Genomic DNA, 25,985 nt, shown 5'->3' on the forward strand with positions numbered 1-25,985 from the left:
CCATGAGCGATAACCCGAGCATCACGCTGCCCGCTGTCGACGCGATGCGCGCCTACTGGGCCGTGATCTCGCCACTCATGGGCGGAACCATGGCGATGCGGGCGGCGGGGAAGGTCCTGCTGCCGCAGTACCCAGCCGAAGACGACGAGGCCTACAAAGAGCGCCTGCGCCTCTCGACCCTGCTGCCGGCGTACTCCGAGACCGTGGGCAACATGACCTCCCGCGTGTTCGCCGAGCCGCTGCAGGTGGGTGACGATGTGCCAGAGGCCATTGTCGAGATGACCAAGGACATCGACCACGCCGGCAATGACCTCAACTCCTGGTCGGTCGGGTTCTTCACCGAGGGGTTGAGCCATGGCCTGTGCCATGCCTTCGTCGATCACCCGCCAGCGGGTGAGCTGAAGACCCAGGCAGACGAGCAGGCCGCTGGCGTGCGCCCCTATGTGGTGATGGTGAGGCCTGAGCAGGTACTGGGCTGGCGCTCCAAGGGCGGCGTGCTGACCATGGTCCGCTACATCGAGGTGGTTGAGGAGGAGGATGGCGAGTTCGGCGCCAAGTGCGTCGAGCAGATTCGCGTGCTGGAGCCGGGCTCTTGGCGAACCTATCGCAGGTCGGCCAAGGCCGTACGGGGCAAGCAGGCTGCAGCCGGCGGTACCTGGGAGCTGTACGAGGAAGGCACCAACAGCCTGGCCGCGATCCCATGGGTCACTTTCTACACGGGCCGGACCGGCTTCATGACGGCCAAGCCGCCACTGATTGAGCTGGCGCACCTGAACGTGAAGCATTGGCAAAGCCAGAGCGACCAAGACAACATTCTTCACGTGATCCGCGTCCCGATCCTGGTTCGCATCGGCATCCAGACCCAGTACGACAACCAGGGGAAGGTGATCCCGCCAGAGTTCAAGGTGGGCACCGGTCAGCTGACCGATCTGCCCAAGGACGGTGACCTCAAGTACGTCGAGCACACCGGCCAGGCCGTCGATGCGGGTCGCACGGCGCTGCAGGACCTGATCAACGAGATGCGCATGGCTGGGGCCAAGCTGCTGACGCCGGACAAAACGGCTACCAAGACCGCCACCCAGGCGGAGGAGGAGGCGGCGCAGGAGTTGTCCCCGCTCGCGCGCATGGCGCACCACTTCGCAGACTGCCTAGCCCAACTGCTCCAGTTCATGGCCGATTACCGCGGCTTGGGCGAGGGCGGCACGGTCGAGATGCGCGGCAACTTCGATGTCGACTACATGCCGGAGGTGTCGCTGCCGACGCTGGTATCCATGGCCAATGCCGGGATGATCAGTAAGGAGACGCTGTTCACCGAGATGCAGCGCCGCGGCGTGATCAGCGACGAATACGACTGGGAAGAGGAACTGGCGAAGATTGAGGCCCAGGGCCCGTCCCTCGGTACGCTGTGATGAAGACGGCCAACGAGAAGCTGCTGAACGAGCTGATCGGGCATGAGGTCGACCTGTCCAGGCTGAGCAACAGCCAGGTTGTGACGATCATCAAAATCCTCAACAGCAAGGACGCCGACCTGCGCGCCGCGTTGATCGAGGCCATCGACAACCTCGGCACCGACCTGTCGGCCGCAGCTGTCGATATCGCCCTGTCGGCGGTGCTGCGGATCAACCAGCAGACCTTCATTGAGATTCGCCTGGCCATGGACCAGATGGCCGACGGGTTGATCAGCTACGAGCTGGCGTTCCAACAGAGCGCGCTGCGTGCCGTTCTCCCGGCCCTGGTGCAGGAGGCGTACCCGGTCGTTTCACCAGCGTTCAGCGCGGTGAAGGCGATCGCCCAGGCCCGACCGTTCCGGGGGCGCTTGCTGAGGGAGTGGATGGCCGGCATCGAGTCCAGTCGCGCTGCCGCAGTGCGCGATGCCGTGCGCTCGGGCGTTGTCGAGGGGCGCACCACTGCGGAGATCGTCCGCACGGTCATGGGTAGCTGGTTTCAGAAATACGCCGACGGAGCCCTCCAGAAGGCCAGGCGCGATGTTGAGGCGGTAGTGCGGTCTGCGGTGTCTCACACGGCTGAAACAGCCAGTGACGCAGCCTACGAGGCCAACAGCGACATCATCAGCCACGTTGAGTGGCTGAGTACTCTGGATAACCACACATCGTCCGACTGCCGTATCCGTGACCGCCTGCCGTACACGCTGGGCATCTACAAGCCCATCGGGCACACGATCCCGTGGCTGGCGGGGCCGGGGCGTATCCACTTCTGTTGCCGCTCCTCCAAGGTCCCGGTGCTCAAGAGCGCCAAGGCCCTGGGTTTCAGCGACGGAGCAACGCGGGCGAGCATGGACGGCCAAGTACCAGAGTCGACCACCTACGCCGAATGGCTCAGCAAGCAGTCGGCGGCGCGCCAGGACGAGATCCTTGGGCCGGAACGTGGCCGACTGATGCGTGAGGGCGGGCTGAAGCTCAGCGCGTTCTACAACGACAAGGGAAAGCTACTCACGCTTGCGCAACTGCAGGATCGGCTCAAGTAACACCGCGCCACGAATCCATCACCTGCGATTTCGTGGCGCGCAACTTCAAGGCCTCGCCTCGTGCGGGGCTTTTTTCTGCCTGCGGTTCGGATGGACGGGGCGCAACTGGGGCCGGATGGCTCACCTACAGGCCGGATGGCCCAGAGAGACGAGATGAAACTCAAAACCGTTGAAGTGGATGGCAAGCAGTATGCCGTGATCGAAGATGGCAAGCCGGTCTACGTCGAGGACGATGGCAAGGAGGTCGCCTTCGACGCTGTAGGCACCCGCAACACCATCACCCGGCTGAACGCCGAAGCCAAGTCGCACCGCGAGCGCGCCGACGGCTTCGAGAAGACCGCCAAGGCATTCGAAGGCATCGAAGATGCTGCGGCCGCCAAGAAAGCCCTGGAGATCGTCGCCAACCTCGACGCCAAGAAGCTGGTGGATGCCGGCGAGATCGAGAAGGTGAAGGGCGAAATCAGCAAGGCCTTCCAAGCCCAACTGGATGAAGCCAACGGCAAGGCGCAGACCTTCGAGCAGCAGCTGTATGCCGAGAAGATTGGCGGCAGCTTCGCCCGCTCGCAGTTCATCGCCGAGAAGATGGCGGTGCCGGCTGACATGGTCCAGGCCGCCTTCGGCAACAGCTTCAAGATCGAAGAGGGCAAGGTCGTCGCCTACGACGTCCAGGGCCAGAAGATCTTCAGCCGCAGCCGCCCGGGTGAGCTGGCCGACTTCAACGAAGCGCTGGAAACCCTCGTCTCGCAGTACCCCCATCGCGACCACATCCTCAAGAGCTCCGGCGCCAACGGCGGCGGCGCTCCGAATGGCGGTGGCAGCACCAAAACCACCAAGGGCAACTTCGGTGGCACCAAGGCAGAGCGCCTGGAAGCCATGAAGGGCCTGATCGCAAGCGAATAAGGAGGCCCAATGGCCCTTTCGAACATGAAGGTGTTCAACGAATACCTTCGCCACGCCACCATCGAAACCCTTACCCAGGATGTCGATAAGTTCAACGCCGCATCTGCAGGCTCCATCCGCCTCACCACCCAAGGTATCGACGGTGACTTCCTGCAGGAATCGTTCTGGGCCGGCCTGCACGGTGCACAACGCCGCGTGGACCGTTACGCCGCCAACGGCAACCAGGCCGCAACCCCTCTGTCGCAGAAACAATACGACTCGGTGAAGATCGCCGGCGGCTTCGGCCCGATCCTGTGGGAGCCTGCCCAGCTGTCCTGGGTGCAGAAGAATCCCGAGGAGGCGCTGGAGGTCATCAGCCGCAACCTGTCCGAGGCCATCGTGTCGGACCAGCTGAACACCGCCATCGCTGCACTGGTTGCTGCAATCGGCAACCAACCGGGAGCGGTCAACGATGTGTCGGCCACTGCTGGCGTCGACTATATCGCCATCAACGGCGCTCACGCGCTGTTCGGCGATGCTTCGGCTCGACTCATCGCCCAAGTCATGACCGGCGCGCAGTATCACGCCCTGATCGGCAAGAACCTGGCCAACAACCAGCAGCTTTTCCAGGCCGGGGGCGTTCTGGTCGTCGATGTCTTGGGCAAGGCGGTGATCGTCACCGACGCCCCGGCGCTGTACGAGGCAGGCACCCCGAACAAGCAGAAGGTGCTGAGCCTGGCCGACGGCGCCGCGATGGTGATGGATGGTTCCGACCTGATCACCAACATCGAGACCTCCAACGGCAAGGAGCGCATCGAGACCACCATGCAGGCTGACTACACCTTCGGCATGGGCCTCAAGGGCTACACCTGGGACACCGCCAACGGCGGCAAGTCGCCGACCAACTCCGAGCTGTCCACCGGCACCAACTGGGATCTGGTGGCGAACAGCATCAAGGGCTCGGCCGGCGTCATGACCATCGGCGACGCCACCAAGTAACCGGTACCGCGCCCTTCGGGGCGCCTTCCTCAGGAGATCGCCATGAGCGAGAGCATCATCTACGAGCAGCACCCGGTCTCGGCAGAGCGCAAGACCTTCCTGCGTCGCAAGGGCTACAAAATCATCGACGCCAAGTTCGCGCCGGAGGGCTACGAGCATCCCGAGCCGATCAAGGAGGGTAAAGCCTCCAAGGTCAGTAAGTCCGCAGCCGAAAAGAAAGCCGCTGAAGAAGCCGAGCAGAAGGCAAAGCTGCAGGCTGCGCTGACCGAGAAGGGCGTCCAGTTCGCGCCTGAAGCCAGTCTGGAAGACCTGCAGAAGCTGCTGGACGGGGCCGCGTAATGACGACCTACATCAGCATCGAGCAGGTCGACGCACTGCTGGGCCAGACCTGGGCGCCGGATGAAAAGAAGGCGCGCGCGGTGCTGATGGCCAACACCTGGCTCACCAACCAAGGTCTGCCTGAGTTCGACACGGTTCCCGCCGATGTCGCGCAGGCTGGCGCAGAGGTTGCTGTAGAGGCGGCTGCGGGCAATCTGTACCAGGCGAAGGAAACTGGCGTGCTGAGCAAATCCGTGGATGCCGACGGCGTGTCGAGCAGCAAGACCTACTCGGCTACATCCAAGGCCATCAGCGCCGGCGAGTCCTTCGCCCTCGCCCTGTTGGCGCGGTATCTGGGCGCTGGCCAGGTCAAGATCGTTAGGGGGTGACATGGGGCTTCGAGGCGAGTTGCAGGCCGAGCTGGGCCGTGCCTTCGATACGGAGCTGGCCGATGCGGTGGGTGAGGTCGATGGCAGCCGGTCTGTGCCTGGCACCTACGATCCTGAGAAGGGCGGCAGTACGCCGGCGACAACGCTGTACTACGCCGGTCGCGGCGTCTTCGGCCAGTACAAGGCCCGAGAGATCGACGGCACGCGCATCCTGGCGTCGGACGTGCGCCTAAAGGTGCTGCAAAATGAACTGCTCATGAAGGAGGGCGGCACGGTCACGGAAGATCCTGCCATCCCCGCCATCGGTGATCGTATCAGTGGCTACCGAGTCATGAACGTTGGCCAGGACGCCGCCAAGGCAACCTGGACCATCCAACTGAGGAAGTGACTATGGCCCGCGGATCACACATGAAGGACCGCTATGGCGGACTGAATGGAAGCTTCGCAGCCCAGTTGGAGCAGTTCGCTGAGCAGGCAAAAGAGGCTATGGACCTGACCTTCCGTGAGGTCGTGATCATGGTTGGCCGGAGACTGGTGACCATGTCACCGGTGGGCAACCCTGACCTCTGGAAGGTGAACGTCGAGGCCCAAGGCAGCGCTGCGGAGCAGATCGCGGCCTACAACGCCAAGGCGGCGGCCATCAATGCCAGCATCACATCCAACCAGGCCAACTACACCAAGAGCGGCAACCTGAAGGGCGGTCTGCGGCTGCGCAAGCCGCTGACCAAGCGCGAGCAACGCGAGAACTTCGGGTTCGGCGTTCGGAGGGCTGGCCAGGGCTACGTGGGCGGCCGCTTCCGCAGTAACTGGCAGCTCACCACCGGCGTACCGGCGGCAGGCGAGATCGAGGAAATCGAGAGCGCCGGCGAGACGCTGGACAGGCTTCTCCTGGCTGCCGGTGATCTGTCCGCTGGCGAGGCCGCCTACATCGTCAACAACCTTCCGTACGCCCTTCCTCTGGAGTACGGCCACAGTTCGCAGGCGCCTGCCGGCATGGTGCGTGTCACCGTCGCCGACTTCCAGCGCATCGTCGAAGAAGCCATCAGGATCCACCGAGTATGAGCCAAGCACGAGCCAGGCAGGCCATCGAGATCAAGCTGATGGCCTGGGCCACGGCGCGCCCGATCAGGGTCGCGAACTTCGAGCAGGGTTTCGAGGCCGGGCCCGACGAAACCTACCTGCAAGCGTTCCAGCTGCCGGCGGGCACTACCTGCCGCTACCTGGGCAGCGATGCCTACGAGTACACCGGCGTCTACCAGGTGAGCATCGTTTGCCCGGCGGGTCAGCCACTGGCTACCGCTGAGAGTCTGGTCGAGGAGCTTTCGAGTCTCTTCAGGGTGGATTCGGAACTCAGCCGCAACGGCTTTGAGGGCCTAGTTACCGAACCAGTTGACCAGGGGCCAACCATCACCGAGTCGGCGACCTACACGGTACCGGCCAGCTTCATCTACCGCGGTGTCGCGGACCAACCGCCCGCTGGGGCATAACCAACCGCCGCCCGGCGGGCTATCAAGAGGAAACAAACCATGGCCGCACGCTTCCCGCTGCCAAACGGCGCCGTGCTGGAGATCGCACGCGTCATCGGCGCCGCCGTCCCATTCACCGCGCTGACCAATGCGAAGCCTCCGGTGGCGACTGCTGCCGGTCACACCATCCAGAACGGCGACGTTCTGCTGGTCAACTCCGGCTGGGCGTTGATCAATGACCGTGCCGTTAAGGCATCCGCTGTTGCTGCCGACGCGTTCTCCCTGGCCGGCCTTGATACCAGCGATGTCGAGCGCTTTACCGCTGGTGCGGGTGTTGGTTCTGTGCTGCCCGTGTCCGACTGGGTGCAAATCTCCAAGGTCACTTCGTTCAACTCGTCCGGCGGTGAGCAGCAATATGCGACCGTCGGATATCTGGAAGACGATGATGACAAGCAGTTCCCGACCAACCGCAACCCGACCAACCTGTCGATCGTGGTTGAGGACCAGCCGTCCGCTGCGTACGTTGAGGCTGTTGAGGGTTACGACGCTTCAAAAGAGCTTGCGGTGATCCGCATGAAGCTCCGAAACGGTGACCAGATCCTGTATCCGGGCTACGTCAGCATCACTCCAGACCCCACAATGGAGCGGAACAACATGATGACCCGCACCATCAGCGTCGGCCTGTCGGCTCGTTCGCTTCGTTACCTGGCCGGCGCGTAAGGAATTCTCATGGCGAAGATCAAAATCGCGCAGAACCCCACTTTCGCTGCCGTGGTGCAGGTTCCGCGCATTGGCGCCGAGCCGGCACCGGTGGAATTCCAGTTCCGCTACATGGACCGCGTGGCCCTGTCCGCAATGTTCGACCGCTGGAACAAGGCGCGCGACGCTTGGGCGGAAAAGGCCCAGAAGGACGGGGTGACTTGGGAGGAGGTCACTACCGGTGAAATCGCCCTGCAGGCTGAGCAGCTGGGCGATATCGTCACAGGCTGGGACCTGGAGGACGAGTTCAGCGCCGAGGCCATCGTTGACCTGGTGCGCACCTGCACCGGCGCTCCGAAGGCGGTCATCGATGCCTACCAGGCTGCCTACAGCCCGGCCCGCCTGGGAAACTGAGGGCGGCGGCCCGGGCCTGCTATGAGCGGGGGCCCTCCGTCGAGCAACTGGCGGCGCTGGGACTGACCCCGGATGACATTGAGGAGGAGGTGGTGGAGGTCTGGCCAGATGCATGGCCGGCCTTCCGCCTGTTCGATGCCCTGGGCACGCAGTGGCGGGTGGCTTCGGGCGGCCCGTCCGGCCTGGACTACACCGCCATCCCCGCAACTGCCTCAATGCTCGGCATCAAGCGCCGCGACCTCACCGACATTTTCCCCGATCTCCGCGTCATGGAGGTTGAGGCCTTGGCCGTCATGGCCGAATCCATGGAGTAGATCATGACCACCATTGCCTCTCTCGGTCTTCAGATCGACTCCGGTGATGCCGTTGAGGCCAAGGACAATCTCGACCAGTTGGCCCAATCTGGCGCGAAGGCGGAAAAAGCCGCTGAAGGGCTGGCGGCAGGGTTCAGCAAGGTCGCATCGGAAGCGGCAGGGCTCGCGACGGCGGAAGCCAAGGTCGCCGAGACGACTGAAGAGGCTATGGCACGCCTGACGGCCATGGCCAAGGCATCTCTCGACGCCAGTGAGTACCACAAGAGCTTGGCTTCGAGCCTTGCCAGCACCTCGACAGCCATGGGCTCCGCTAGCGCAGCAGCGACCGACTGGTCGGCCTATCAGGCCGAAATCAACGCCCGCGGCAAGTCGCTGATCGAAACAGAAGAGCGCTTGGCGGAATCGGCCCGGCAGGCGGCCGCAGCAGCGGGCATCCAAGGCGATGGCCTACAGGCCCTGCTGGGCAGGATCAACCCCGCAGCGGCTGCGCTGGAGAAACTGGACCAGCAGCAAGCCCAGCTTCAGAAATACCGTTCCGCCGGGCTGCTAGACGCAGAGACCTTCCGTGAGTATGACGCTCGTATCGAGTCGAGCCGGCAGAAGCTCGGCGAGTTCGACGAGGGATTGAGGAAAGCTGGGGCGTCCTCTGCTCAGACGGAAGCGGCGCTCCGCCAGCTTCCCGCTCAGTTTACCGATATTTTTACCAGCATTGCTGGTGGCCAGAACCCTCTCCTGGTCTTGATCCAGCAAGGCGGCCAGATCAAGGACTCGTTCGGCGGTATCGAGGAAACCTTCGACGCTCTGAAAGAGAAGTTCCTGTCGCTGTTTTCTGGTGTTTCCGGTGGCCCCGCTCTGGGCGGGTCTCTGCTTGATGTAGCCACCAGCTCCAAGGAGGTGGCGGATACCGCGGGCGAGGCTGGCGAAAGCCTCTCTGACCTGGCAGAGCAGACGAATTCGGCCGCAGAGGCTGCAGGCAACGCGAAGACCGCAATCGATGCGGTCGGGCCTTCTGTCAGCTCTGCTTCGCTAAGCTTTTGGGGTGTCGCTGGCGCGCTAACCGCCACTGCGGCTGCGATCGCGGCCGTTATCTACGGCTACAGTCAGGGCAGCAGAGAGGCAGATGAGTACAACAAATCCCTGATCCTCACCGGCAACTACGCCGGAACCACTGCGAGCGCCCTGGGCGACATGGCGCGGCGGGTCAGTGAGGTGAACGGAACTGTCAGCGGGGCAGCCGAGATCCTGGCCTCGCTGGCGGGCAACGGGAAAGTCGCAAGCGAGAGCTTCGAGCTGATCGCAAAGGCGGCAGTTGCGATGGAAGACGCTACCGGACGGGCTGTTGATGCCACCGTGGCCGAATTCCTCAAGATCGCCGAAGACCCTGTCAAAGCGGCGAAGGAACTGGATGACCAATACCACTTCCTGACCGCATCGGTGTACTCGCAGATCGTTGCCCTCAAGGAGCAGGGCGACACTATCGGTGCAACCAAGCTGCTGACCGAGACTTATGCCGATGCAGTCAGCGACCGCTCCAAGGAGATCACCGACAATCTTGGCTTGATTGAGTCGGCCTGGAAACGCGTGAAGGACGGCGCTGCCGCGGCAGTAGACGGCATTTTGAATGTTGGCAGAGTGTCGACCGTTGCAGAGCAGATTGCTGATGTTGAGCGGCGCATTGCCATGACCCAAGCCGGCGGTTTCGGTCTGTCGATGAACCGCCAGCGGGCTCTCGCGCTTCTAAGCGACGAGAAGGTCTTCCTCGAAGACAAGCTGAAAGCTGAAGCCGAAATCGCGAAGTATGATGCTGAGCAGGCGAAGCAGCAGAAGGACGCTACGTCGGCGATGGTGCGCGTAGACGCTCTGACGAAGTCAGCGCTGACCAATGAGCAAAAGCGCAACGAGGAGATCAAAAAGTATCGCCGTGACCTTGAGGAAATCAGGAAAGCTGACCCGACCGATGCCCGACTGAACGCTGAAACTATCGCCAAGAACATCTCCAACATCGAAAGCAAGTACAAGGACCAGCAGGGGCGGACTGCTGGGGTCGATCTGACATCCTTTAATGATCAGAAGAACGCTCTGAATGCGATCTTGAGCGAATACAAAAACCACCAGAAAGAGCTGGATGCGGCGCAGAAGGCTGGTCTGATCTCTCAAGAATCCTACGCAGCGCAACGGGCCGCAATCATCGAGCAGCAGAAGGTCGAAGTTACAAACGCCTACGAGGCCGAGATCAAAGCTCTGGAGGAGGCAAAAGGCAAGAACACCACCAGCGCCCAGCAGCGAATCCAGCTTGACCAGAAAATCGCGGATGCCCGCGCCGCCATGGTCAAGGCGCAGAAGGACGCCGATACCGAGCTCTCGGTGCTGGCGACCAATAAGCAGGGCCGACTGGCCAAGCAGGCCAGGGCAGTGCAGACCTACACCGACGCCCTTGACCAGCAGGTCCAGGCGCTGAGGTTGCAGGGGCAGCGCGCCGCCGATGGCCTTGGGCTTGGCGACCGTCAGCGCGGTTTGCAGGACCAGCAGAACGGCATCACCGACCGGATGAACCAACAACGCCTGGACTTGGCCAACCAGTATGGCGACGGCTCCCGCGGCATGAGCCTCGATGAGTACAACCAGAAACTGGCGGCCCTTGGCAAAACCGAGAGGGATCTACAGGAAACCACCATCGCCAACTACGGCCAGATGACCGCCGCGCAGGGCGACTGGCGCAAGGGTGCATCGTCGGCCTTCCAGAACTACCTGGAGCAGGCAAGGGATGTAGCAGGGCAGACGAGAACCTTGTTTACCAATGCCTACTCCAGCATGGAAGACTCGATCGTGAACTTCGCCATCACCGGCAAAGGGGCATTCTCGGATTTCACCAAGTCGGTGCTTGCCGATATGGCACGGATCGCGACCCGGCAGGCTGCTTCTGGGCTGCTGGGAAGCCTGGTGAGCTTTGGCGCGTCTGCAGCTGCAAGCTACTTCGGTGGCGGAACTACCTCCGCCGGATCGACCCAGGCTGGATACAGCCCGGACATCATGGACAACTTCGTCTCCGGCCAGCGCGCTGGTGGCGGCCCAGTAGCAGCAAACTCGCTCTACCAGGTTAACGAGCTTGGGCCTGAACTGCTAAATCAGGGGGGTAAAACCTATCTGATGATGGGGGGGCAGGGTGGCACCATCACCCCGCTCGGCACTGGGCCTGCTTCAACCCTCGCTACCACGAGCACTTCGGGCACGATGATCAGTGTGTCGGCACCGGTCAACGTGGCGGTCGCGGATCGAAGTGACGAAGGTATGGAGCTCGATCAGACGCTGCTTCAGCAAAACATGCAGAAGCAGATGCAGCTCGCTGCCGAGAAGGCTGTTGCAGATTCGTGGCGGCCCGGCGGAGTGAGCTACCGAAACACTAAAGGAGGGCGCTGATGGCCATCGAGACGTTCAGCTGGCCGACGCATCGCGGCGAAACGCCAGACATCACCTACCGGGTCCGCGAGTCCAGGTTTGGCGGCGGGTACCGTCAGGTTGTGGGCGACGGCCCCAACAACAAGGAGGACAGCTACCCGATCACCGTCACCGGTACGAAGGCACAGGCCCGCAAGATCATGGAGTTCTTCGATCGGCATGGCGGCGCGAAGGCGTTCGTCTGGACAACACCACTTGGTGATCTGGGGTTGTTCACCTGCGCCGACCCCAAGCCCACGCCGGTGGGCGGCGGTCGATTCAAGGTCTCCGCCACCTTCGAGCGGGCTTTCCACCCATAGGGAGCGAGTATGTCGCTGATCAAAGACATCCAGACCCTGGAGCCTGGCAGTGAAGTACTGCTGTTCGAGCTGGACGGCTCGGATTTTGGCGCTGACACGCTGCGATTCCACGGGCACGCGATTCCACACACGCCTCAGGAGCTTGCGGCGGCTGGCGCGAACGCCGACCAGCTGCCGGCCAAGTCGATCTGGTGGCAGGGCAACGAGTACGGCGCCTGGCCAATGCAGATCGAAGGCATCGAAGTGAACTCGGACGGTACCGCCGTGCGCCCAACGCTGACGGTGGGCAACGTCAACGGAAGGATCACTGCGCTGTGCGTGGCCTTCGACAATCTCCTCGAGTTCAAGCTGACCATGCGCCACACCATGGCGCGTTACCTGGATGCGGTGAATTTTCCGGCAGGCAACCCGGAGGCCGACCCCACTGAGGAAGCCATCGAGGTCTGGTACATCGATCAGAAGGTTTCGGAGAACGGCAAGACGGTGGCCTGGGAGCTGGCCAGCCCTGGCGACGTTGGCGGGGAGACGATTGGCCGGCAGATGACCCAGCTATGCCACTGGGCGATGACCGCCGGCTACCGTGGCCCGAATTGTGGGTACACCGGCCCCTATTACGACTTGGACGGCAACCCCACGGATGACCCGGCCAAGGACCAGTGCAACGGCTGTCTCGACTCAGGCTGTACTGTTCGCTTTGGCCAGGGCAACCAACTTCCCTTTGGCGGCTTCCCGGCTGTTTCCCTCATCGCACGGAGCTGACCATGCGCAAACACATCCTCGCCGCCGTGCAAGCGCACTCTGCGGCGGAGTACCCGCGCGAGTGCTGCGGGCTGCTCATCGCTGTGGGGCGCGCCCAGCGGTACGTCCCGTGCGACAACATCGCTACCGATCCTACAGAGGAGTTCCGCATCTCGCCGGAGCAGTACGCCGCGGCCGAAGACCGGGGTGAAGTGATCGGCATCGTGCACTCGCATCCAGATGCCACCAGCAGGCCGTCACCCCGTGACCTGGCCATGTGCGAGGCCACGGGGCTGCCCTGGTACATCCTGTCGTGGCCGGAGGGCGATCTCCGGAGCATCACCCCGACCGGACACACGCCGCTGCTGGGTCGTCCGTTCGTGCACGGTGCATGGGACTGCTGGCAGGTCTGCGCCGACTGGTATAAGCGGGAGTGGGGCCTGGATTTCCCGGCCTATACCCGTGAAGAGGGATGGTGGGAGAAAGCAGACGGCCCAAGTCTCTACGAGCAGGCCTATGACGCCGCCGGGTTCTACCAGGTCAGCCAGCCGCAGCGAGGCGACATGATCGTCATGGCCGTGGGGCGAACCGCGCACCCAAACCACGCAGGTATCTTCCTGGGGGGTGACGCGCAGCTGCCCGGTGAGGACGGACACGTCTTCGGACCTGGGCCTTTTATGCTGCACCACCTGCTGGGGCGGCCATCTGAAATCGTCGTGTTCGGCGGGCCATGGTTCGACCGAACGCGTCTTGTGTTGCGTCATCGGGACGCGAAGTGAAGCGGCCTGGCCGCAGGGGGAAGCATGAGCGATAACCTGAAGTTAGAAATTGAAGCTTTGCGCCGAGACCTATCTGCAATGGACGTAAATGCTGAGGCTCGGTTTCATCGCATCGAGCACCGAATCATGGCAGTAGAGAGTGACTTGGCTGCCCTCCAGGCTCAAGTAGAAAGCCTGAAGGGCTCACGGGAAGTTACGCGTTAGCTTCTTCCCACTTGGCTAGCGCATATTCCTTGATTTGCTTGAAGGTCATGCTATCGATATTGCTTGGCGCAGGCACGTGGCAAGTAGTCTGGGCGCCCAGTGGTCCGGCAAGATTCACCATCATTGTCCAGTTCGGATTGTCGAGATTGGCGCAACTGATAGTGACGATTTTCCATTTAGAGCTCATGGTGCTTCCTTGATGATTGTGCCCCAGTCCGTGGGCTTTCCGGCAACGGACCGGGGCGGTTCGTTGGAGGAGCAAAGCTACACTGGCGAAATGCTGGCGCGGTACTGGCATTTCATCCACGCTGGATGCCTGGCCAGGCCGGCTGGTACAGTCGCCGTTTTCAATGGAGGGATCACATGCGAGTTCTGATCGGAGCAGTGGGGCTGGCGTTGTTGGCGGGGTGCGTGTCACCGGCGGACCTTGAGGAGAAGGGCCCTGTCCTTGATTCGCTCACGCAGAAATCGGCACGTGACTATTCGAAGTGCCTGACCCCCAAGTGGCAGGATCTCAATGCCCGAGTCGCATCGACTGAAACTGAGAATGGGTACCGCATTCGTTTGGATATCGATATGGTCGGCACGCCGGTAATGGCTCTTGTCGAGGAGGCCGCCGGAGGCGCCAAGGTGCGTGTGTACATCAGGAATAGCACCTGGTCCAACTGGGTAAGCGTTGCACGCAGCTGCATATGATCTAGTCCTGAAACATGAACCGCCTTCGGGCGGTTTTTTATTGCCTGGAGAAAAGCATGGCTGCAACAGCCGCTCATTATGAGCCAATGACTATAATCAAACTGTCTGGTCCTCTCGCCAGGCGATTCGGCAGAGTGCATCGCCGGCTTCTGGACGTAAGAAGCTTCAGAGATGCATGTAGAGCTCTCAGCGCCACGCTGCCTGGCTTTGATGAAGAAATAAAACGGCTAGATCGCCTGGGGATGAGGTTCGCCATTTTCCGTAATGGCCAGAACGTTGGGGAGAGCGAGTTCGACCGAGGTGGGGTGCGGGAAGTACGGATAGTCCCTATTGCCGAAGGACGCAAGCGCGGAGGGACTCTTCAAACAGTCATCGGGGCAGTCTTGATCGCGACTGCATTTGTGCTGTCCTTCACGCCTTTCGCCGGGGCATCTCCGTTCCTCTATCAGGCTGGCGCGGCCATGATGATTGGTGGCGTCATCCAGATGCTCAGCCCCCAAGCCAAGGGCCTGTCCCAAAGCGCTGCACCCGAAAACTTGGCGTCCTACGCCTTCGGCAGCGCTAAGAACACCACCGCCAGCGGCAACCCAGTCCCGATCTGTATCGGCGAGCGCCGATGGGGCGGGGCGATCATCTCTGCCTCCATTGAGGCACAAGACAAGGCCTAGGGCCGATTCAGCGTACAAACCGCCTCCGGGCGGTTTTTTGTTGCCCGGAGGAAAGCATGGGCCCGACAGATCACCTGGACATCACCGGCGCCAAGGGCGGCGAGAGCAAGCCGAAGTCACCCGTCGAGGCTCCTGACAGCTTGCAGTCGACGAACATTGCCAAGATTCTGCTGGCTGTGGGCGAGGGCGAGTTCGACGGTGTGCCGACCGACCGCGACATCTACCTCGACAACACGCCGATCATGGACGCCAGCGGCAACGTGAATTTCCCGGGCGTGAAGTGGGAGTGGCGTCCTGGCTCCGTTGAGCAGGACTACATCCAGGGCATCCCGTCGGTGGAGAGCGAGACCACAGTCAACGTCGAACTGCGCAGTGACAACCCGTTCACCCGGGCGCTGAGCAATACCCAACTGTCGGCCGTCCGCGTGCGAATGTCCTGGCCGCGCCTGGCCCAGCAGGACAGCAGCGGCAACACCAATGGCTACCGCATCGAGTACGCCATCGACATTGCCACCGATGGCGGCGCGTACGTCGAGGCTCACCTTGGGGCGGTGGACGGCAAAACTACAAACGGGTACCAGCGCTCGGTGCGGGTGAATTTGCCGGCGGCGACGTCCGGTTGGATGATGCGTGTGCGCCGAATCACCCCGAATGCCAACAGCGGCACTGTGGCCGACACGATGACCATCGCTGGCTACACCGAGATCATCGATGAGAAGCTGCGCTACCCAAACACCGCGCTGCTGTACATCGAATTCGACGCTCAGCAGTTCCAGAACATCCCGGCCGTGACGGTGAAGTGCAAGGCCAAGCGCTGGCCCGTGCCGACCAACTACGATCCGGTTACCCGCACCTACACCGGCGTGTGGGATGGCACCTTCAAGCAGGCCTGGACCAACAACCCAGCGTTCGCCACCTATGGCATCTGCGTGGAGGACCGTTTCGGCTTGGGCAAGCGCATCAAGTCCTGGATGGTCGACAAGTGGGAGATGTACCGCATCGCCCAGTACTGTGACCAGCTGGTGCCAAATGGGCAGGGTGGGCAGGAACCCCGTTACCTGTGCGACCTGAACCTGCAGGGCCGCGCGGAGGCCTGGACCCTGCTGCGCGACTTGTCTGCCATCTACCGTGGCATGGTGTACTGGGCCCACGGCTCGCTGTTCATGCAGGCTGACATGCCGCGTGCTCAGGACATCGACTACGTGTTCACCCGGGCCAACGTCATCGACGGTGAGTTCGTATACGGCGGTGCCGAGCGCAACACACACTACAGCCGGGCCTTGGTCAGTTACGACAACCCGGCCAACAACTACGACACCGACGTCATCCCCGTGACTGACCTGGCGCTTCAGCGCCGGTACCGGGATAGACCGGTGGAAATCTCGGCGATTGGCTGCACCCGCGCCTCCGAGGCCCAGCGCCGCGGTAAGTGGGCGCTGCTGAGCAACAGCCAGGACCGCACCGTCACCTTCAAGACCGGCATGGAAGGCCGTATCCCGCTGCCTGGCTATGTCATCCCTGTGGCGGATGAGCTGGTGGCCGGCCGCCCGAATGGTGGACGGATCTCCTCCGCAGCCGGTCGCGTGGTCACCATCGATCGCGACACGCCGATCAAGGCAGGTGACCGCTTGATCCTGAACCTGCCGAACGGCACCGCCCAGGCGCGCACCGTGCAGTCTGTGGTCGGGCGCGCGGTGACGGTGACGACTGAATACAGCGTGCAGCCAGAGCCCGAGCTTCAGTGGGCAATCGACTACGAAGACCTGGCGGTACAGCTTTTCCGCGTGCTGAAGACCACTCGCACTCAGGAGGGTGAGTACGAGATCACTGCGCTTGAGTTCAACCCAAGCAAGTTCGCAGCAATCGACACCGGCGCCAAGCTGGATGAGCGCCCGATCAGCATCATCCCGGTGACAACCGTGCAGCCGCCGGCCAGCGTGTCGCTGACGTCGGCCTACGCGGTGGACCAGGGTATCGGCGTCAACACGATGACGATCGCCTGGCCGGCAGTACAGGGCGCAGTCGCCTATGACGTCGAATGGCGGAAGGACAATGGCAACTGGGTTCGAATTCAGCGTACCGGTGCGACATCGGTCGATGTGGTAGGGATTTACGCGGGCGCTTACCTTGCCCGTGTGCGTGCAGTCAGCTCGTTCGACATTACCTCGATTTGGCGCGACTCCACGCTGACGCAACTGAAGGGAAAGGAGGGGCTTCCCCCCGCGATTGCATTCCTCATCACGACACCACTGGTATACGGGACTCGTCTGAGTTGGGGCTTTCCGGCTGGCGCCGAAGACACGGAGCGGACGGAGATCTGGCAGAGCGCGACGACCAGTCGCAACGACGCCACCAAACTCGGCGACTTCGCCTATCCGCAGGCTGAGCACGAAATCCACGGCCTTGCCGCGGGCGTTTCCTTCTTCTACTGGGCGCGCCTGGTGGATCGGAGCGGGAATGTCGGTCCATGGTATCCAACTGGTGTCGGGGTGAACGGCCAAGCCAGCAGCGACCAATCGGAATACGAGGAGTACTTCAAGGACAAGATCACCAATGGCGCTCTGTATCCGGAGCTGCGGGAAGAGATCGAATTGATCTCGGGCCCGCCCACACTGGAAGGCTCTGTGGCGCAGCGAGTTGCAGCCGAGGCGACGGCGCGCATCCAGGCGATCGACGCAGAGGCGGCGGCACGCGCTCAGGGCCTGCTGGCCGAGGCTCAGGCGCGTGGCACTGCCATCACCAGTGAGGCGCAGACTCGCCAGTCGGCCGATGCCGCCTTGGGCCAGCGCATTGATACTGTCACTGCCTCGGCGGGCGGTAACGCTGCTGCCATCCAGTCGGAGATCACCGCGCGCACCAATGCGGACACGGCTCTGGGGCAGCGGATCGACACCGTGGCGGCCAGCAGCGCGGCCAACTCGTCGGCAATCAGCAACGAGACCACGGCGCGAACCAACGCGGACGCGGCCCTGGCTTCGCAGATTGCAACGATCCGGGCCGAGTCTGGCGGGTTCGATTCGGCGCTCAACTATGGCTTTGGTTCGACGGTTGAAGGCTGGACGGGCTCACGCTGCACGCTCACTGTAGAAAACGGCCGCCTGGTTGCCGCAAATGACGGTACCGGCACTGCATATCTGAGCTCGCCAACGGTGTCGGTCAAGGGCAGAGACCACGACCGCGTCCGCTGCCGGATCACCCGGCGCGCGGGTTCTGGGTGGACTGGTCAGGTCACCTACACTACTGCCACTCATGCTTCGTCTACGTCCTACCGCAAGGTGATCCCGGATCCGGGGTTGGCGGTTGGGCAGACCGTGGTGCTTGAGTGGGACATGTCGCAGTTGACCAATGGTGGCAGCGACTGGTCGGACAGCACGATCACCAGGTTCTACCTGTGGCTCAGTCCCGGCGCTACCGATGTATTCGAGATCGACTGGATTGCCGTAGGCCAGATCGCACCGTCGGCTTCGGTGGCCTCGGTTGTGGATGAACGCACTGCCAGAATCAGTGGTGATGAGGCGAATGCCTCGGCCATCCTGGGCCTGAGCAGCAGCTTGCAGACCACAAACGGTAATGTGACGGCTGCGCAGCAGGCTGCCCAGGCGGCATCCGACAAGGCCGGTGGCAAAGGCGAGGTGATCTACAGTAGCACCGAGCCGGCAACGGACAAGCGCCTGGCGCAGAACCTGTGGATCGATACCGCTGGGGCGGCGAACACGCCAAAGCGCTGGACCGGGTCCGCCTGGGTTGCAGTGACCGACAAGGTGGCCACCGATGCAGCAGCAGCTGCCGCTAGCGCGCTCGCTCAAGTCGCGGCCAAAGCTGATGCCTCTGCCCTTCAGACGTTGCAAACCACCGTCACCAACCAAGGCAACACGCTGACCGCTCAGGGCACCTCGATCACTCAGATCAAGGCGTCTATCGGCCAGCAACCTGACAATCTGCTACGGCGTGGGAGTTTTGAAGATGGCCTGCTTGATCCTTGGGTGCCGGTCACGGGCGGTATTGATCCAACGATCACGGCTGTTGCCGCGCATCCTTCCGCAGGTAAGGCCATCACATTCTACAGCAACAGCTTCTGCGGCAACGCCTATTCCGTGCTCACAAAGGCTGGAGAGCAGTTCGATGTGTCGGCGGATATCTTCCGGAATTACATGACGGCAGGCCAAGCGGGCCACTTCCAAATGCAGTTTATCGACAAGGCGGGGGCTAGCCTTGGCTACTTCACAGCGTTTTCCTTCACTGCAGGGGGGCAGTTCCAGACATACACCGGACGCATTACCGCTCCAGCTGGCGCTGTTGCGGGGCGCTTCCTGACATTGATCACGCCGTCTGATGGCTCTGGGCGGACACTCTGGTGCAACATCGTGGCGAGGCGCGTCACCGCTGCAGATGCGGCAAACGCCGATGCAATCAGCACGCTTAGCAGCACGGTTACCCAGCAGGGCACAACGCTGACCAGCCAAGGGCAATCGCTGTTAAGCCTCACAAACCGCATGAGCGACGCCGAGGGCGTGAATAGCGCGCAGGCGTCGGCCATCAGCCAGATGGACACGACGGTCAAGCAGCAGGGTACTGCGATCACCGCGCAGGCCAGTCGCCTGGACGGGCTGTATGTCCAGGTGAATCCGGAAATGGAAGGGGACAGCTCCGGTCTGGCAGGCGCCACGGGTGGCCTGGTGGGTGTCTGGACTGAGCAGTCGGCCCGGGTCGAGGACGGCATTGCGATGGGGCGCCAGGTCGAAACGGTCCAAGCGCAGATGGGCCAGACCAATGCCTCTGTACAGCAGGTCAGCGAAGTCGTAGCTGGTGTCGATGGCAAGGTGTCGGCCATTTCTTCCTGGAAAACCGAGACGAATGCCAGCGGCAAAAAGGTGGCCACCGGCATCATTCAAGGAAGTGATGGGTCCGTTGGCGAGATTCTGCTGTCGGCCGACCGCGTGGCGATCATCAACGGCCTGAACGGGCAAGAGGCAAGCCTGTTCGTTTTCCAGAATGGTCAGCTGTTCTTGAACTCGGCATTGATCAACCAAGCCTTCATCCAGGAGCTGATCATGGGTATGAGTATTCGTTCTCAAGCACTCAACTCACAGGGCCTGCCACTGCTGGAAATCAACTTCGCTGCGGGCACGTTCACGCTGCGAGGCCAGGATGCCAACGGTTCGACACTGCTCAACAACGGAGGCCTCTATGTGTATGACGCCAATGGCACCGAGCGTACGGCAGTGGGGAGACTTACCTGATGGCTGACCTGTATGGACTCCGGGCGCGCGATGCGTCCGGGGTTATCACCTTGGACACCACCATCACCTCGGTGCGGTCGCTGAAAATGATGCAGGTCGCTGGCAATGGAGCGTTCGACCAGTACATCTCAATTCCCGAGATTCAGGCGCAGTCGTTCGTGGTGGTTGATGCGCTGTATAACGGGTCAGATCTCACTTACACCCCGCCGGCCTGGGCCACTCCGGGTCAGCTGCAGCTACGGCAGCCCGGGACTCTGACTTGGCAGGTAATGATCTTGTCGCAGGGCGGTGAGCCGTTCGCCGCCCCGGGCAGTTATGGTATCCGGGCTTCCAATAACAGCATCCGCACCCAGATTGACTCAGTCAACCAGGTGTTGACGGTTCGCTACAGCGGAGGCTTGAACATCGGCTTTCAGGGGCCGGGAAGTGCGAATCAGATCCAGTATGGAACTGTGACCTTTCCGCAGCCGATTACCACCTATGAGCGGCCGCTGATCTTCCTGAATGCCGAAAATTACATGATGGTTGGCAACTTCTTTATGACAGGGGCGCCGGGCAATTGGACTGGCTTCCGCATCAAGGCATACAACAATCAGGCGGCGCACGGCGACACTGCGCTTTACCCGATGATGATCAAGTGGTTCTGTGCGAGCTACATGACGCCAAACACCGCAGTCGATATGTACGGCGCCTCTGTTCGTGATGCCTCTGGTAATCGCACGTTCGTAACGACAGCCAATCTTGCATTGCTGAACAGTCAGCCAGCGAACAATTCGTTCGTCAACGCTGGCGCGCCCATTACCGGGGTGAGCTACTACGCCTCGTCAGCCCAGATGGGGTGGACGGGAAATTACAGCGACTATGTCCTGGCCAATGCGCTGTTCTCCTGCACCAGCATTGGTCAAACCACTCAGCCTATTCGGGCAAATTATGGCGGCTTCCTTCCTGGTAGGCGTGATGTGCTCCAAATGTATTGCGAGAATTTCGATGGCGTTAACCCGCTGAGCGTGAATGGTCGAACGCTATTCGCGTCTCGCCCAATGAAGCCTATTTAAGGAAGCGACATGGCAAAACAAGTAATTAACCTCGGAACGGCTCCTAGCGGCGCCGGTGGAGACGACCGCCGGAGCGCCTGGCTGAAGGCAATCGCAAACTTCGATGAGCTGTACAACTTCCTTGCGGGATCTGCCAACGCTGCCGGGCTGCCAGCTAGCTTGGCGGCGGCTATCACTGCAGCTGGGGGGTATGCAAAATCGAACATTGTAGGGGCGGTCGGCCAGGCGGGAGGCGTGCCCAGTGGTGCCGTCATTGAGCGGGGATCTAACTCCAATGGCAACTACGTCAGATACGCGGATGGCACGCAAATTTGCTGGCACTCGGTTAACGTTGGAGCTGTTGATCACCCCAGCTTGATTGGGCCGCTGTACTACTCAGCGATCACGGGGGCGAGACCTTTCCCGATAGCATTCTCGGCGGTTCCAATCTGTGAGATGAGCTTGCGCTCTGTCTCTGGAGGCACGGTGATGATGACCGAAGCTGCGGCTGCAACGGCCTCAGCCTCAAAGACGCTGTACAGCATCGCGCCCACCGCGGGATCCCGCACCCTGGTAATTGAATATATCGCTATAGGACGGTGGTATTGATGATCATCAAGCTTTCTCCTGTCCGCTCTGACTTGGAGCTGACCGTGTACAAGCAAGGCGACAGCCTCACTATCAACGGGCTGACCCTGGACCTCTCGCCGCTCCCTGACGGCGCGACCATTCCTGCCGCTGCAACGGGTTGCGAATGGATCATCGATCAAGTTGCTCGGATCAATGGTCAGCTGACGTTCAGCCTGAGCCTGCCACATGGGCCCGACGCCCCAGAGGCTGCCCGTTTCCCGGCTGACATTGCCGACCCGGCAAATGGCAAGGTCGCGCTGCCAATCCCTGACGCCCTGCTGCCATCGCCGAGCCGAGGCTATGCAGCCATTGATTGGGGGCAGGTGGTGACTGCCGAGGATCAGGCCCAAGCAGCGATTCAGCAAAAGCGCGATGTCGCCATCGCTGAAGTTGCTCAGCGGCGGATGGTGGCAGACGCGGCTATCGCGCCGCTGCAGGATGCTGTTGATCTGGAGGACGCCACCGCAGAAGAGGCCGAGACGCTCAAGGCCTGGAAGCGGTACCGAGTTGCCCTGAGCCGGTTGCCTGAGCAGGCCGGCTACCCCGACGAGATCGACTGGCCCGCATTGCCGGCCTGACCAAACACTGCAGCTCACCCAACCGCCACCTGGCGGTATTTTTTTGCCTGGAGAAAACCTATGCCGTTCATCGTCATCAACACCAGTAACAACTTCGATCCCATTCACCAGAACGAATACCCCACGGAACAGGATGCGGATGCCGCAGCTCGCAAGCTGCTGGAGGAGCAGCCAGCTGCGATCGTGCGCACCGCCCAGGTAATCAAGCGTTACTCCGCTAAGGTCACCGTGTCCGTGGAGGAAGTTGAAGGTCAACCAGTACAGGAGGTCACTGAATGACTACTCCCCGCGGTGTGCGCAACAACAACCCCGGCAACATCGATTTCAACCCCCGCAACTCCTGGCAGGGCCAGCTCGGCGTGGAGGTTGGCGTGGCCAAGCCGCGCTTCGCCCGTTTCGACTCGCCCGAGAACGGCATCCGCGCCCTGGGCAAGCTGCTGATCAACTACCGCGGCAAGGACGGCATGCCCGGGGTGGGCGGGAAGGGCATCGATACGGTGCTGGAGACCATCAACCGCTGGGCGCCGAGCAACGAGAACGACACCCAGGCCTATGCCGGCGCCGTGGCCAAGCGCCTTGGCGTGCGCACCACTGATCCGATCAACATCAAGGACCCGGCCACGCTGCGCGGGATGGTGGTGAGCATCATCATCCACGAGAACGGCGGCAACCCGTACAAGGCAGAGGTGATCGACGAAGGCATTCGGCGGGCGCTGGCATGACCTGGCTGGGCGCGGTACCAGCCTGGTGCTGGTGGCTGATCGCTCTGGTTCTGGTCGCTGGCGGGCAGCAGTACCGGGTTGTGCTTGCCGATGGAGAAGCCACAGAGGCACGCAAGGAACTGTCCGACTACCGCCTGGAGGTTTCCGAGCGGGACCGGCGCGCAGCCGCTCAGGCAAGAACCGAAGAACAGCGCCGCCAAACCGTGGCGGACGAGGAGGGTGAGAGTGCACGCAAGAAACTGGAACTGGCCCAAGGCCGCGCCGCTGATGCTGAGTCTGCTTCTGACGGGCTGCGCGGCGAGATCGCCAGACTGCGAGCCGGCCACCGAGCCACCTGCGGTGCCATTGCTGCCCAGCAGCGCCAGGCAGGAACCTCTGCCGTCGTGGTGCTCGGGGGATTGCTTGAGGAAGCTGACCGAATGGCGGGAGACCTCGCGACAGCGCTTGAGCGAAGCCGAATAGCCGGGCTGGCCTGTGAGGCGATCATTAGCGGAATGCATGCTAAGTCGAAACGCTAACCCACTGGTGATCATTACCAGTCCAGCAGAGCCGCCAGTAGATTTATTTTTCTAGATGAGATAAATGGTCAAGATGTGGCAATAGGACATCACCAAAGGCGGGGTAAATGTGGCAAAAATCATAATCGATGGAAACACGATGATAGGTGTTTCCACAGGCTTAAGCATTCCAGCGAACTCCTCGGCAATCGTGGATTTCACAAACAACAAGCTCATTGGAGTGCAGACGGCCATCCTTGAGCGGGACGAGCCAGGGCTATTAGAGAGCCTTGGGCTGCCGGCCGACACACCGACCGAGCTTGTGATTGAGGTGTTGAGGGCTATCAAAGAAAGAAAAATCGACACAGCCGAGGAGGGGGCGTCCTACCTAAAAGAGTCGAAGCTGTGGACCTACATCGAGCGGTCATCCAACTCTGCCTCGGTAATCGGAGCGATTGTCTCGTTCGCGTCGGCAGTCATCGGAATCCCTCCGACCTGGTAAATCGATGGCTGGCTTTGGCGACCAGTTGCTATTGCCAGGCGTCTAGAGGAGGCTGTACGGTGCTGTATCGATATACAGTATTCGGTGCAGCATGTACTTCCTCCTCGTTCGCCGCCGCGTGAATGGCGTGGCCATTCCTTCCGATCAGCTCAGGAAGATCCAGCCCCTGCGGGCCGACATCCACATCGGTGACCACCATAGTGGGCCGCTGGGCCGGGTTTCGACCCAGGCATGGGTGTTCAACCCGTCCCCCGGGCCTGACATCATCCCCCGGTTGCACGACGCCAAGCTCAATGGCATGGCCCAGCTCGGGATCAACATCAACGGTGTCGAGGAAATCGACGGTGTGCTGTACGCCCAGTCGTGGTGGTGCCGGGCGGTGGGCAGTTATGGCGACTGACCTGCCGCAGGCCTGGCTGGCCGAACTGGACGATCAGGTCGCCCTGGTCGAAGACCCGGATGGCCGCGCGGCCGTGCTCAGTGAGATGGCCTATGCCGCGCACCAGCGGCAGGAAATCGACGAGGGTGACCTGGCGGACATGCTTGAACTGGCAGAGGCGGCCAGGCTGTGGGCGCTCCAAGGGAACGAGTGATTAAGCCACCAATCAATCCTTTGGTGGCAGCACCATGTCGGCCCAGGCCTGCATCATGTCGCGGCGCTGCTCTATATATGTGGCGTGGTTGTACACATCACGGATGGCGCTGCTGTCGGCGTGGGCTAGCTGGCGCTCGATCCAGTCCTTGTTGTAGCCACGGCTGTTCATCTCCGTGGAAAACAGGTGCCGGAAACCGTGGGGCGATTGCCGCCCTGTATACCCGCAACGGTCCAGCAGGTTTACCGCGTAATTGATGCCAATCGGCCGTACGGCATCGGATCGGTTGGGGAACACGTATTTCATCCCGCCCGAGATCGGCAGCATCGAGCGCAGCAGTTCGACGGCCTGGCGCGACAGCGGGACCACGTGATCGCGGCGCATCTTCATCTTGCTGGCAGGGATGGACCAAGTCGCTGTGTCGAGGTCGATTTCCGCCCACTCGGCTTTGCGCACCTCTGCCGGCCGGCAAGCAGTGAGGATCAGCAGCTTGGTGGCACACTGCAGTTGCAGGCCTGACTGGCTTTCCTCAATCGCCTTGATGATGGTCGGCATTTCCGAGAAGGCGAGGAACGGCCGATTTTTGTGCGGCGCCATTTTCTCAGTGACAGTGTGCATTTCCGCCGTGGGGTTGTTCTCGATCATGCCGGTGGCGATCGCATACCGAAAAACCTGACCCATCCATTGCCTGGTCTTGACGGCAGTGGTCACCGACCCGCGACGTTCAATGCGGCGAATCAGCGTGATCACATCGGACCGCTTGATCGAATCGATCTGGCGCAGGCCGAACGCCGGCAGTACATCCAGCTCCATGGCATTCGAAATGATCTTGACCGACGATTCGGTCAGGCTTCCCTTCCTGAATTCCAGCCACTCGTCGTAGACGCGGCGGAATGTCCTCTCCTGGGCGCCAAGGCGCTCTGTCTTCTTCATCCTCCTTGATTCGCGCGGGTCTGTTCCCTGCGCTACCTCTTCGCGCGCCTCATCCCTCCGCGCACGCGCCTCCTTCAAACCGATTTCCGGGTAAGTCCCGAGCGAAATCCTGGCCTGCTTGCCGAGCCAGGTGAACCTGAAATGCCAGCTCTTCACGCCTGTGTCAGCGATGTACAGAGAGAGCCCGAGCGAGTCTGCAAGGGTGTAGCCCTTTTCCCGGGGCTTGGCCTGCCTGGCCGCGGTGTCCGTGAGTGCCACTAGTACATTGCCTCTCGCTGGTCTGTTGGATGTACTGGATGATGTACTAGCTTTTTGGGATTGGGAAGGTACAGAGTGGTACGCGGCGATACGCCAATGACGCCGTATTCAGGGCGTCATGGCTGTTTGTGGTATCGCTCGGTTTTCGGCGGGAATCCACTGTGGAATCCTTGAAGATTTCCACGCTGTCATAAC

At 61.7% G+C, this 25,985-nt stretch carries 30 protein-coding genes; 28 read left to right on the top strand and 2 right to left on the bottom strand.

Annotated elements, in window-relative coordinates; translation table 11 throughout:
* The first annotated feature begins 2 nt into the window (after window positions 1-2).
* The 16 genes from ACK56M_RS10100 to ACK56M_RS10175 all read left to right on the top strand — a co-directional run bounded on the left by ACK56M_RS10100 (window position 3) and on the right by ACK56M_RS10175 (window position 13,235).
* Window positions 3-1,409, top strand: a complete 1,407-nt coding sequence (locus ACK56M_RS10100; protein WP_411959416.1) for a DUF4055 domain-containing protein — start codon at window positions 3-5, stop codon at window positions 1,407-1,409.
* Window positions 1,409-2,485 carry a hypothetical protein gene (locus ACK56M_RS10105; protein WP_411959417.1) on the top strand — a complete coding sequence of 359 codons (1,077 nt, stop codon included), beginning with the start codon at window positions 1,409-1,411 and terminating at the stop codon, window positions 2,483-2,485. Before ACK56M_RS10100 ends, ACK56M_RS10105 begins: the two co-directional genes overlap by 1 nt.
* Before the next feature lie 153 nt (window positions 2,486-2,638).
* Window positions 2,639-3,385, top strand: coding sequence for a DUF6651 domain-containing protein (locus ACK56M_RS10110; RefSeq protein WP_411959418.1), 747 nt, complete (start codon window positions 2,639-2,641; stop codon window positions 3,383-3,385).
* 9 nt (window positions 3,386-3,394) lie between these two features.
* Window positions 3,395-4,363 carry a major capsid protein gene (locus tag ACK56M_RS10115; RefSeq protein ID WP_100414007.1) on the top strand — a complete coding sequence of 323 codons (969 nt, stop codon included), beginning with the start codon at window positions 3,395-3,397 and terminating at the stop codon, window positions 4,361-4,363.
* Between the two features lie 42 nt (window positions 4,364-4,405).
* Window positions 4,406-4,702, top strand: a complete 297-nt coding sequence (locus ACK56M_RS10120; protein ID WP_286595161.1) for a hypothetical protein — start codon at window positions 4,406-4,408, stop codon at window positions 4,700-4,702.
* Window positions 4,702-5,070 (top strand): hypothetical protein, encoded by a 369-nt coding sequence (locus tag ACK56M_RS10125; protein WP_411959419.1) that lies wholly within the window; start codon window positions 4,702-4,704, stop codon window positions 5,068-5,070. Before ACK56M_RS10120 ends, ACK56M_RS10125 begins: the two co-directional genes overlap by 1 nt.
* 1 nt (window position 5,071) lies before the next feature.
* Window positions 5,072-5,458, top strand: coding sequence for a hypothetical protein (locus ACK56M_RS10130; protein ID WP_286595158.1), 387 nt, complete (start codon window positions 5,072-5,074; stop codon window positions 5,456-5,458).
* A 2-nt stretch (window positions 5,459-5,460) separates the two neighbouring features.
* Window positions 5,461-6,132 carry a hypothetical protein gene (locus tag ACK56M_RS10135; protein ID WP_411959420.1) on the top strand — a complete coding sequence of 224 codons (672 nt, stop codon included), beginning with the start codon at window positions 5,461-5,463 and terminating at the stop codon, window positions 6,130-6,132.
* A complete protein-coding gene (locus ACK56M_RS10140; protein WP_411959421.1) occupies window positions 6,129-6,557 on the top strand; it encodes a phage tail terminator-like protein in 429 nt (142 codons plus the stop codon). The genes ACK56M_RS10135 and ACK56M_RS10140 overlap by 4 nt, the downstream gene beginning before the upstream one ends.
* 39 nt (window positions 6,558-6,596) lie before the next feature.
* Window positions 6,597-7,256 carry a phage tail protein gene (locus tag ACK56M_RS10145; RefSeq protein WP_411959422.1) on the top strand — a complete coding sequence of 220 codons (660 nt, stop codon included), beginning with the start codon at window positions 6,597-6,599 and terminating at the stop codon, window positions 7,254-7,256.
* 9 nt (window positions 7,257-7,265) lie between these two features.
* Window positions 7,266-7,649, top strand: a complete 384-nt coding sequence (locus ACK56M_RS10150) for a phage tail assembly chaperone (protein WP_411959423.1) — start codon at window positions 7,266-7,268, stop codon at window positions 7,647-7,649.
* Window positions 7,650-7,741: 92 nt separating this feature from the next.
* Complete coding sequence (locus ACK56M_RS10155) at window positions 7,742-7,963, top strand: DUF1799 domain-containing protein (protein ID WP_411959424.1); 222 nt, start codon at window positions 7,742-7,744, stop codon at window positions 7,961-7,963.
* A 3-nt stretch (window positions 7,964-7,966) separates the two neighbouring features.
* Window positions 7,967-11,380 carry a phage tail tape measure protein gene (locus ACK56M_RS10160; protein WP_411959425.1) on the top strand — a complete coding sequence of 1,138 codons (3,414 nt, stop codon included), beginning with the start codon at window positions 7,967-7,969 and terminating at the stop codon, window positions 11,378-11,380.
* The gene (locus ACK56M_RS10165; RefSeq protein ID WP_100414002.1) at window positions 11,380-11,718 is read left to right on the top strand and encodes a phage tail protein; all 339 of its coding nucleotides are present in this window, start codon (window positions 11,380-11,382) and stop codon (window positions 11,716-11,718) included. Before ACK56M_RS10160 ends, ACK56M_RS10165 begins: the two co-directional genes overlap by 1 nt.
* A 9-nt stretch (window positions 11,719-11,727) precedes the next feature.
* Window positions 11,728-12,477 (top strand): phage minor tail protein L, encoded by a 750-nt coding sequence (locus tag ACK56M_RS10170; protein ID WP_411959426.1) that lies wholly within the window; start codon window positions 11,728-11,730, stop codon window positions 12,475-12,477.
* Between the two features lie 2 nt (window positions 12,478-12,479).
* Window positions 12,480-13,235, top strand: coding sequence for a C40 family peptidase (locus ACK56M_RS10175; RefSeq protein ID WP_411959427.1), 756 nt, complete (start codon window positions 12,480-12,482; stop codon window positions 13,233-13,235).
* 193 nt (window positions 13,236-13,428) lie between these two features.
* Here the strand turns inward: ACK56M_RS10175 and ACK56M_RS10180 are convergent, their stop codons facing one another.
* Entirely contained in the window at window positions 13,429-13,626 is a 198-nt protein-coding gene (locus ACK56M_RS10180) for a hypothetical protein (protein WP_054573889.1), read from the bottom strand.
* A 176-nt stretch (window positions 13,627-13,802) separates the two neighbouring features.
* Here ACK56M_RS10180 and ACK56M_RS10185 point away from each other — a divergent pair, with 176 nt between their 5' ends.
* From ACK56M_RS10185 to ACK56M_RS10240, 12 genes are all read left to right on the top strand, one after another.
* Window positions 13,803-14,135 (top strand): hypothetical protein, encoded by a 333-nt coding sequence (locus ACK56M_RS10185; protein ID WP_411959428.1) that lies wholly within the window; start codon window positions 13,803-13,805, stop codon window positions 14,133-14,135.
* Between the two features lie 56 nt (window positions 14,136-14,191).
* Window positions 14,192-14,803: a tail assembly protein gene (locus ACK56M_RS10190; RefSeq protein WP_411959429.1), complete on the top strand. Its 612-nt coding sequence runs from the start codon at window positions 14,192-14,194 to the stop codon at window positions 14,801-14,803.
* Between the two features lie 56 nt (window positions 14,804-14,859).
* Window positions 14,860-20,043 carry a DUF1983 domain-containing protein gene (locus ACK56M_RS10195; RefSeq protein ID WP_411959430.1) on the top strand — a complete coding sequence of 1,728 codons (5,184 nt, stop codon included), beginning with the start codon at window positions 14,860-14,862 and terminating at the stop codon, window positions 20,041-20,043.
* Window positions 20,043-21,098: a hypothetical protein gene (locus ACK56M_RS10200; RefSeq protein WP_411959063.1), complete on the top strand. Its 1,056-nt coding sequence runs from the start codon at window positions 20,043-20,045 to the stop codon at window positions 21,096-21,098. The genes ACK56M_RS10195 and ACK56M_RS10200 overlap by 1 nt, the downstream gene beginning before the upstream one ends.
* Before the next feature lie 9 nt (window positions 21,099-21,107).
* Complete coding sequence (locus ACK56M_RS10205; protein ID WP_411959062.1) at window positions 21,108-21,686, top strand: hypothetical protein; 579 nt, start codon at window positions 21,108-21,110, stop codon at window positions 21,684-21,686.
* Window positions 21,686-22,285, top strand: coding sequence for a tail fiber assembly protein (locus tag ACK56M_RS10210; RefSeq protein ID WP_411959431.1), 600 nt, complete (start codon window positions 21,686-21,688; stop codon window positions 22,283-22,285). Before ACK56M_RS10205 ends, ACK56M_RS10210 begins: the two co-directional genes overlap by 1 nt.
* A gap of 60 nt (window positions 22,286-22,345) precedes the next feature.
* Window positions 22,346-22,564 (top strand): hypothetical protein, encoded by a 219-nt coding sequence (locus tag ACK56M_RS10215; protein ID WP_274079542.1) that lies wholly within the window; start codon window positions 22,346-22,348, stop codon window positions 22,562-22,564.
* Window positions 22,561-23,007: a structural protein P5 gene (locus ACK56M_RS10220; RefSeq protein ID WP_411959432.1), complete on the top strand. Its 447-nt coding sequence runs from the start codon at window positions 22,561-22,563 to the stop codon at window positions 23,005-23,007. The genes ACK56M_RS10215 and ACK56M_RS10220 overlap by 4 nt, the downstream gene beginning before the upstream one ends.
* Window positions 23,004-23,525, top strand: a complete 522-nt coding sequence (locus tag ACK56M_RS10225) for a DUF2514 family protein (RefSeq protein ID WP_411959433.1) — start codon at window positions 23,004-23,006, stop codon at window positions 23,523-23,525. The genes ACK56M_RS10220 and ACK56M_RS10225 overlap by 4 nt, the downstream gene beginning before the upstream one ends.
* A gap of 109 nt (window positions 23,526-23,634) precedes the next feature.
* The gene (locus tag ACK56M_RS10230) at window positions 23,635-24,006 is read left to right on the top strand and encodes a hypothetical protein (protein WP_411959434.1); all 372 of its coding nucleotides are present in this window, start codon (window positions 23,635-23,637) and stop codon (window positions 24,004-24,006) included.
* Between the two features lie 91 nt (window positions 24,007-24,097).
* Window positions 24,098-24,406 (top strand): hypothetical protein, encoded by a 309-nt coding sequence (locus ACK56M_RS10235; RefSeq protein WP_411959435.1) that lies wholly within the window; start codon window positions 24,098-24,100, stop codon window positions 24,404-24,406.
* Entirely contained in the window at window positions 24,396-24,599 is a 204-nt protein-coding gene (locus tag ACK56M_RS10240) for a hypothetical protein (protein WP_411959436.1), read from the top strand. The genes ACK56M_RS10235 and ACK56M_RS10240 overlap by 11 nt, the downstream gene beginning before the upstream one ends.
* A gap of 12 nt (window positions 24,600-24,611) precedes the next feature.
* On the opposite strand, the gene ACK56M_RS10245 is transcribed toward ACK56M_RS10240, so the two are convergent.
* Window positions 24,612-25,790, bottom strand: a complete 1,179-nt coding sequence (locus tag ACK56M_RS10245; protein WP_411959437.1) for a tyrosine-type recombinase/integrase — start codon at window positions 25,788-25,790, stop codon at window positions 24,612-24,614.
* Window positions 25,791-25,985: the final 195 nt, after the last annotated feature.

The organism is Pseudomonas sp. s4, from assembly GCF_046764235.1.
In the GTDB taxonomy this organism is placed as follows: domain Bacteria; phylum Pseudomonadota; class Gammaproteobacteria; order Pseudomonadales; family Pseudomonadaceae; genus Aquipseudomonas; species Aquipseudomonas asiatica.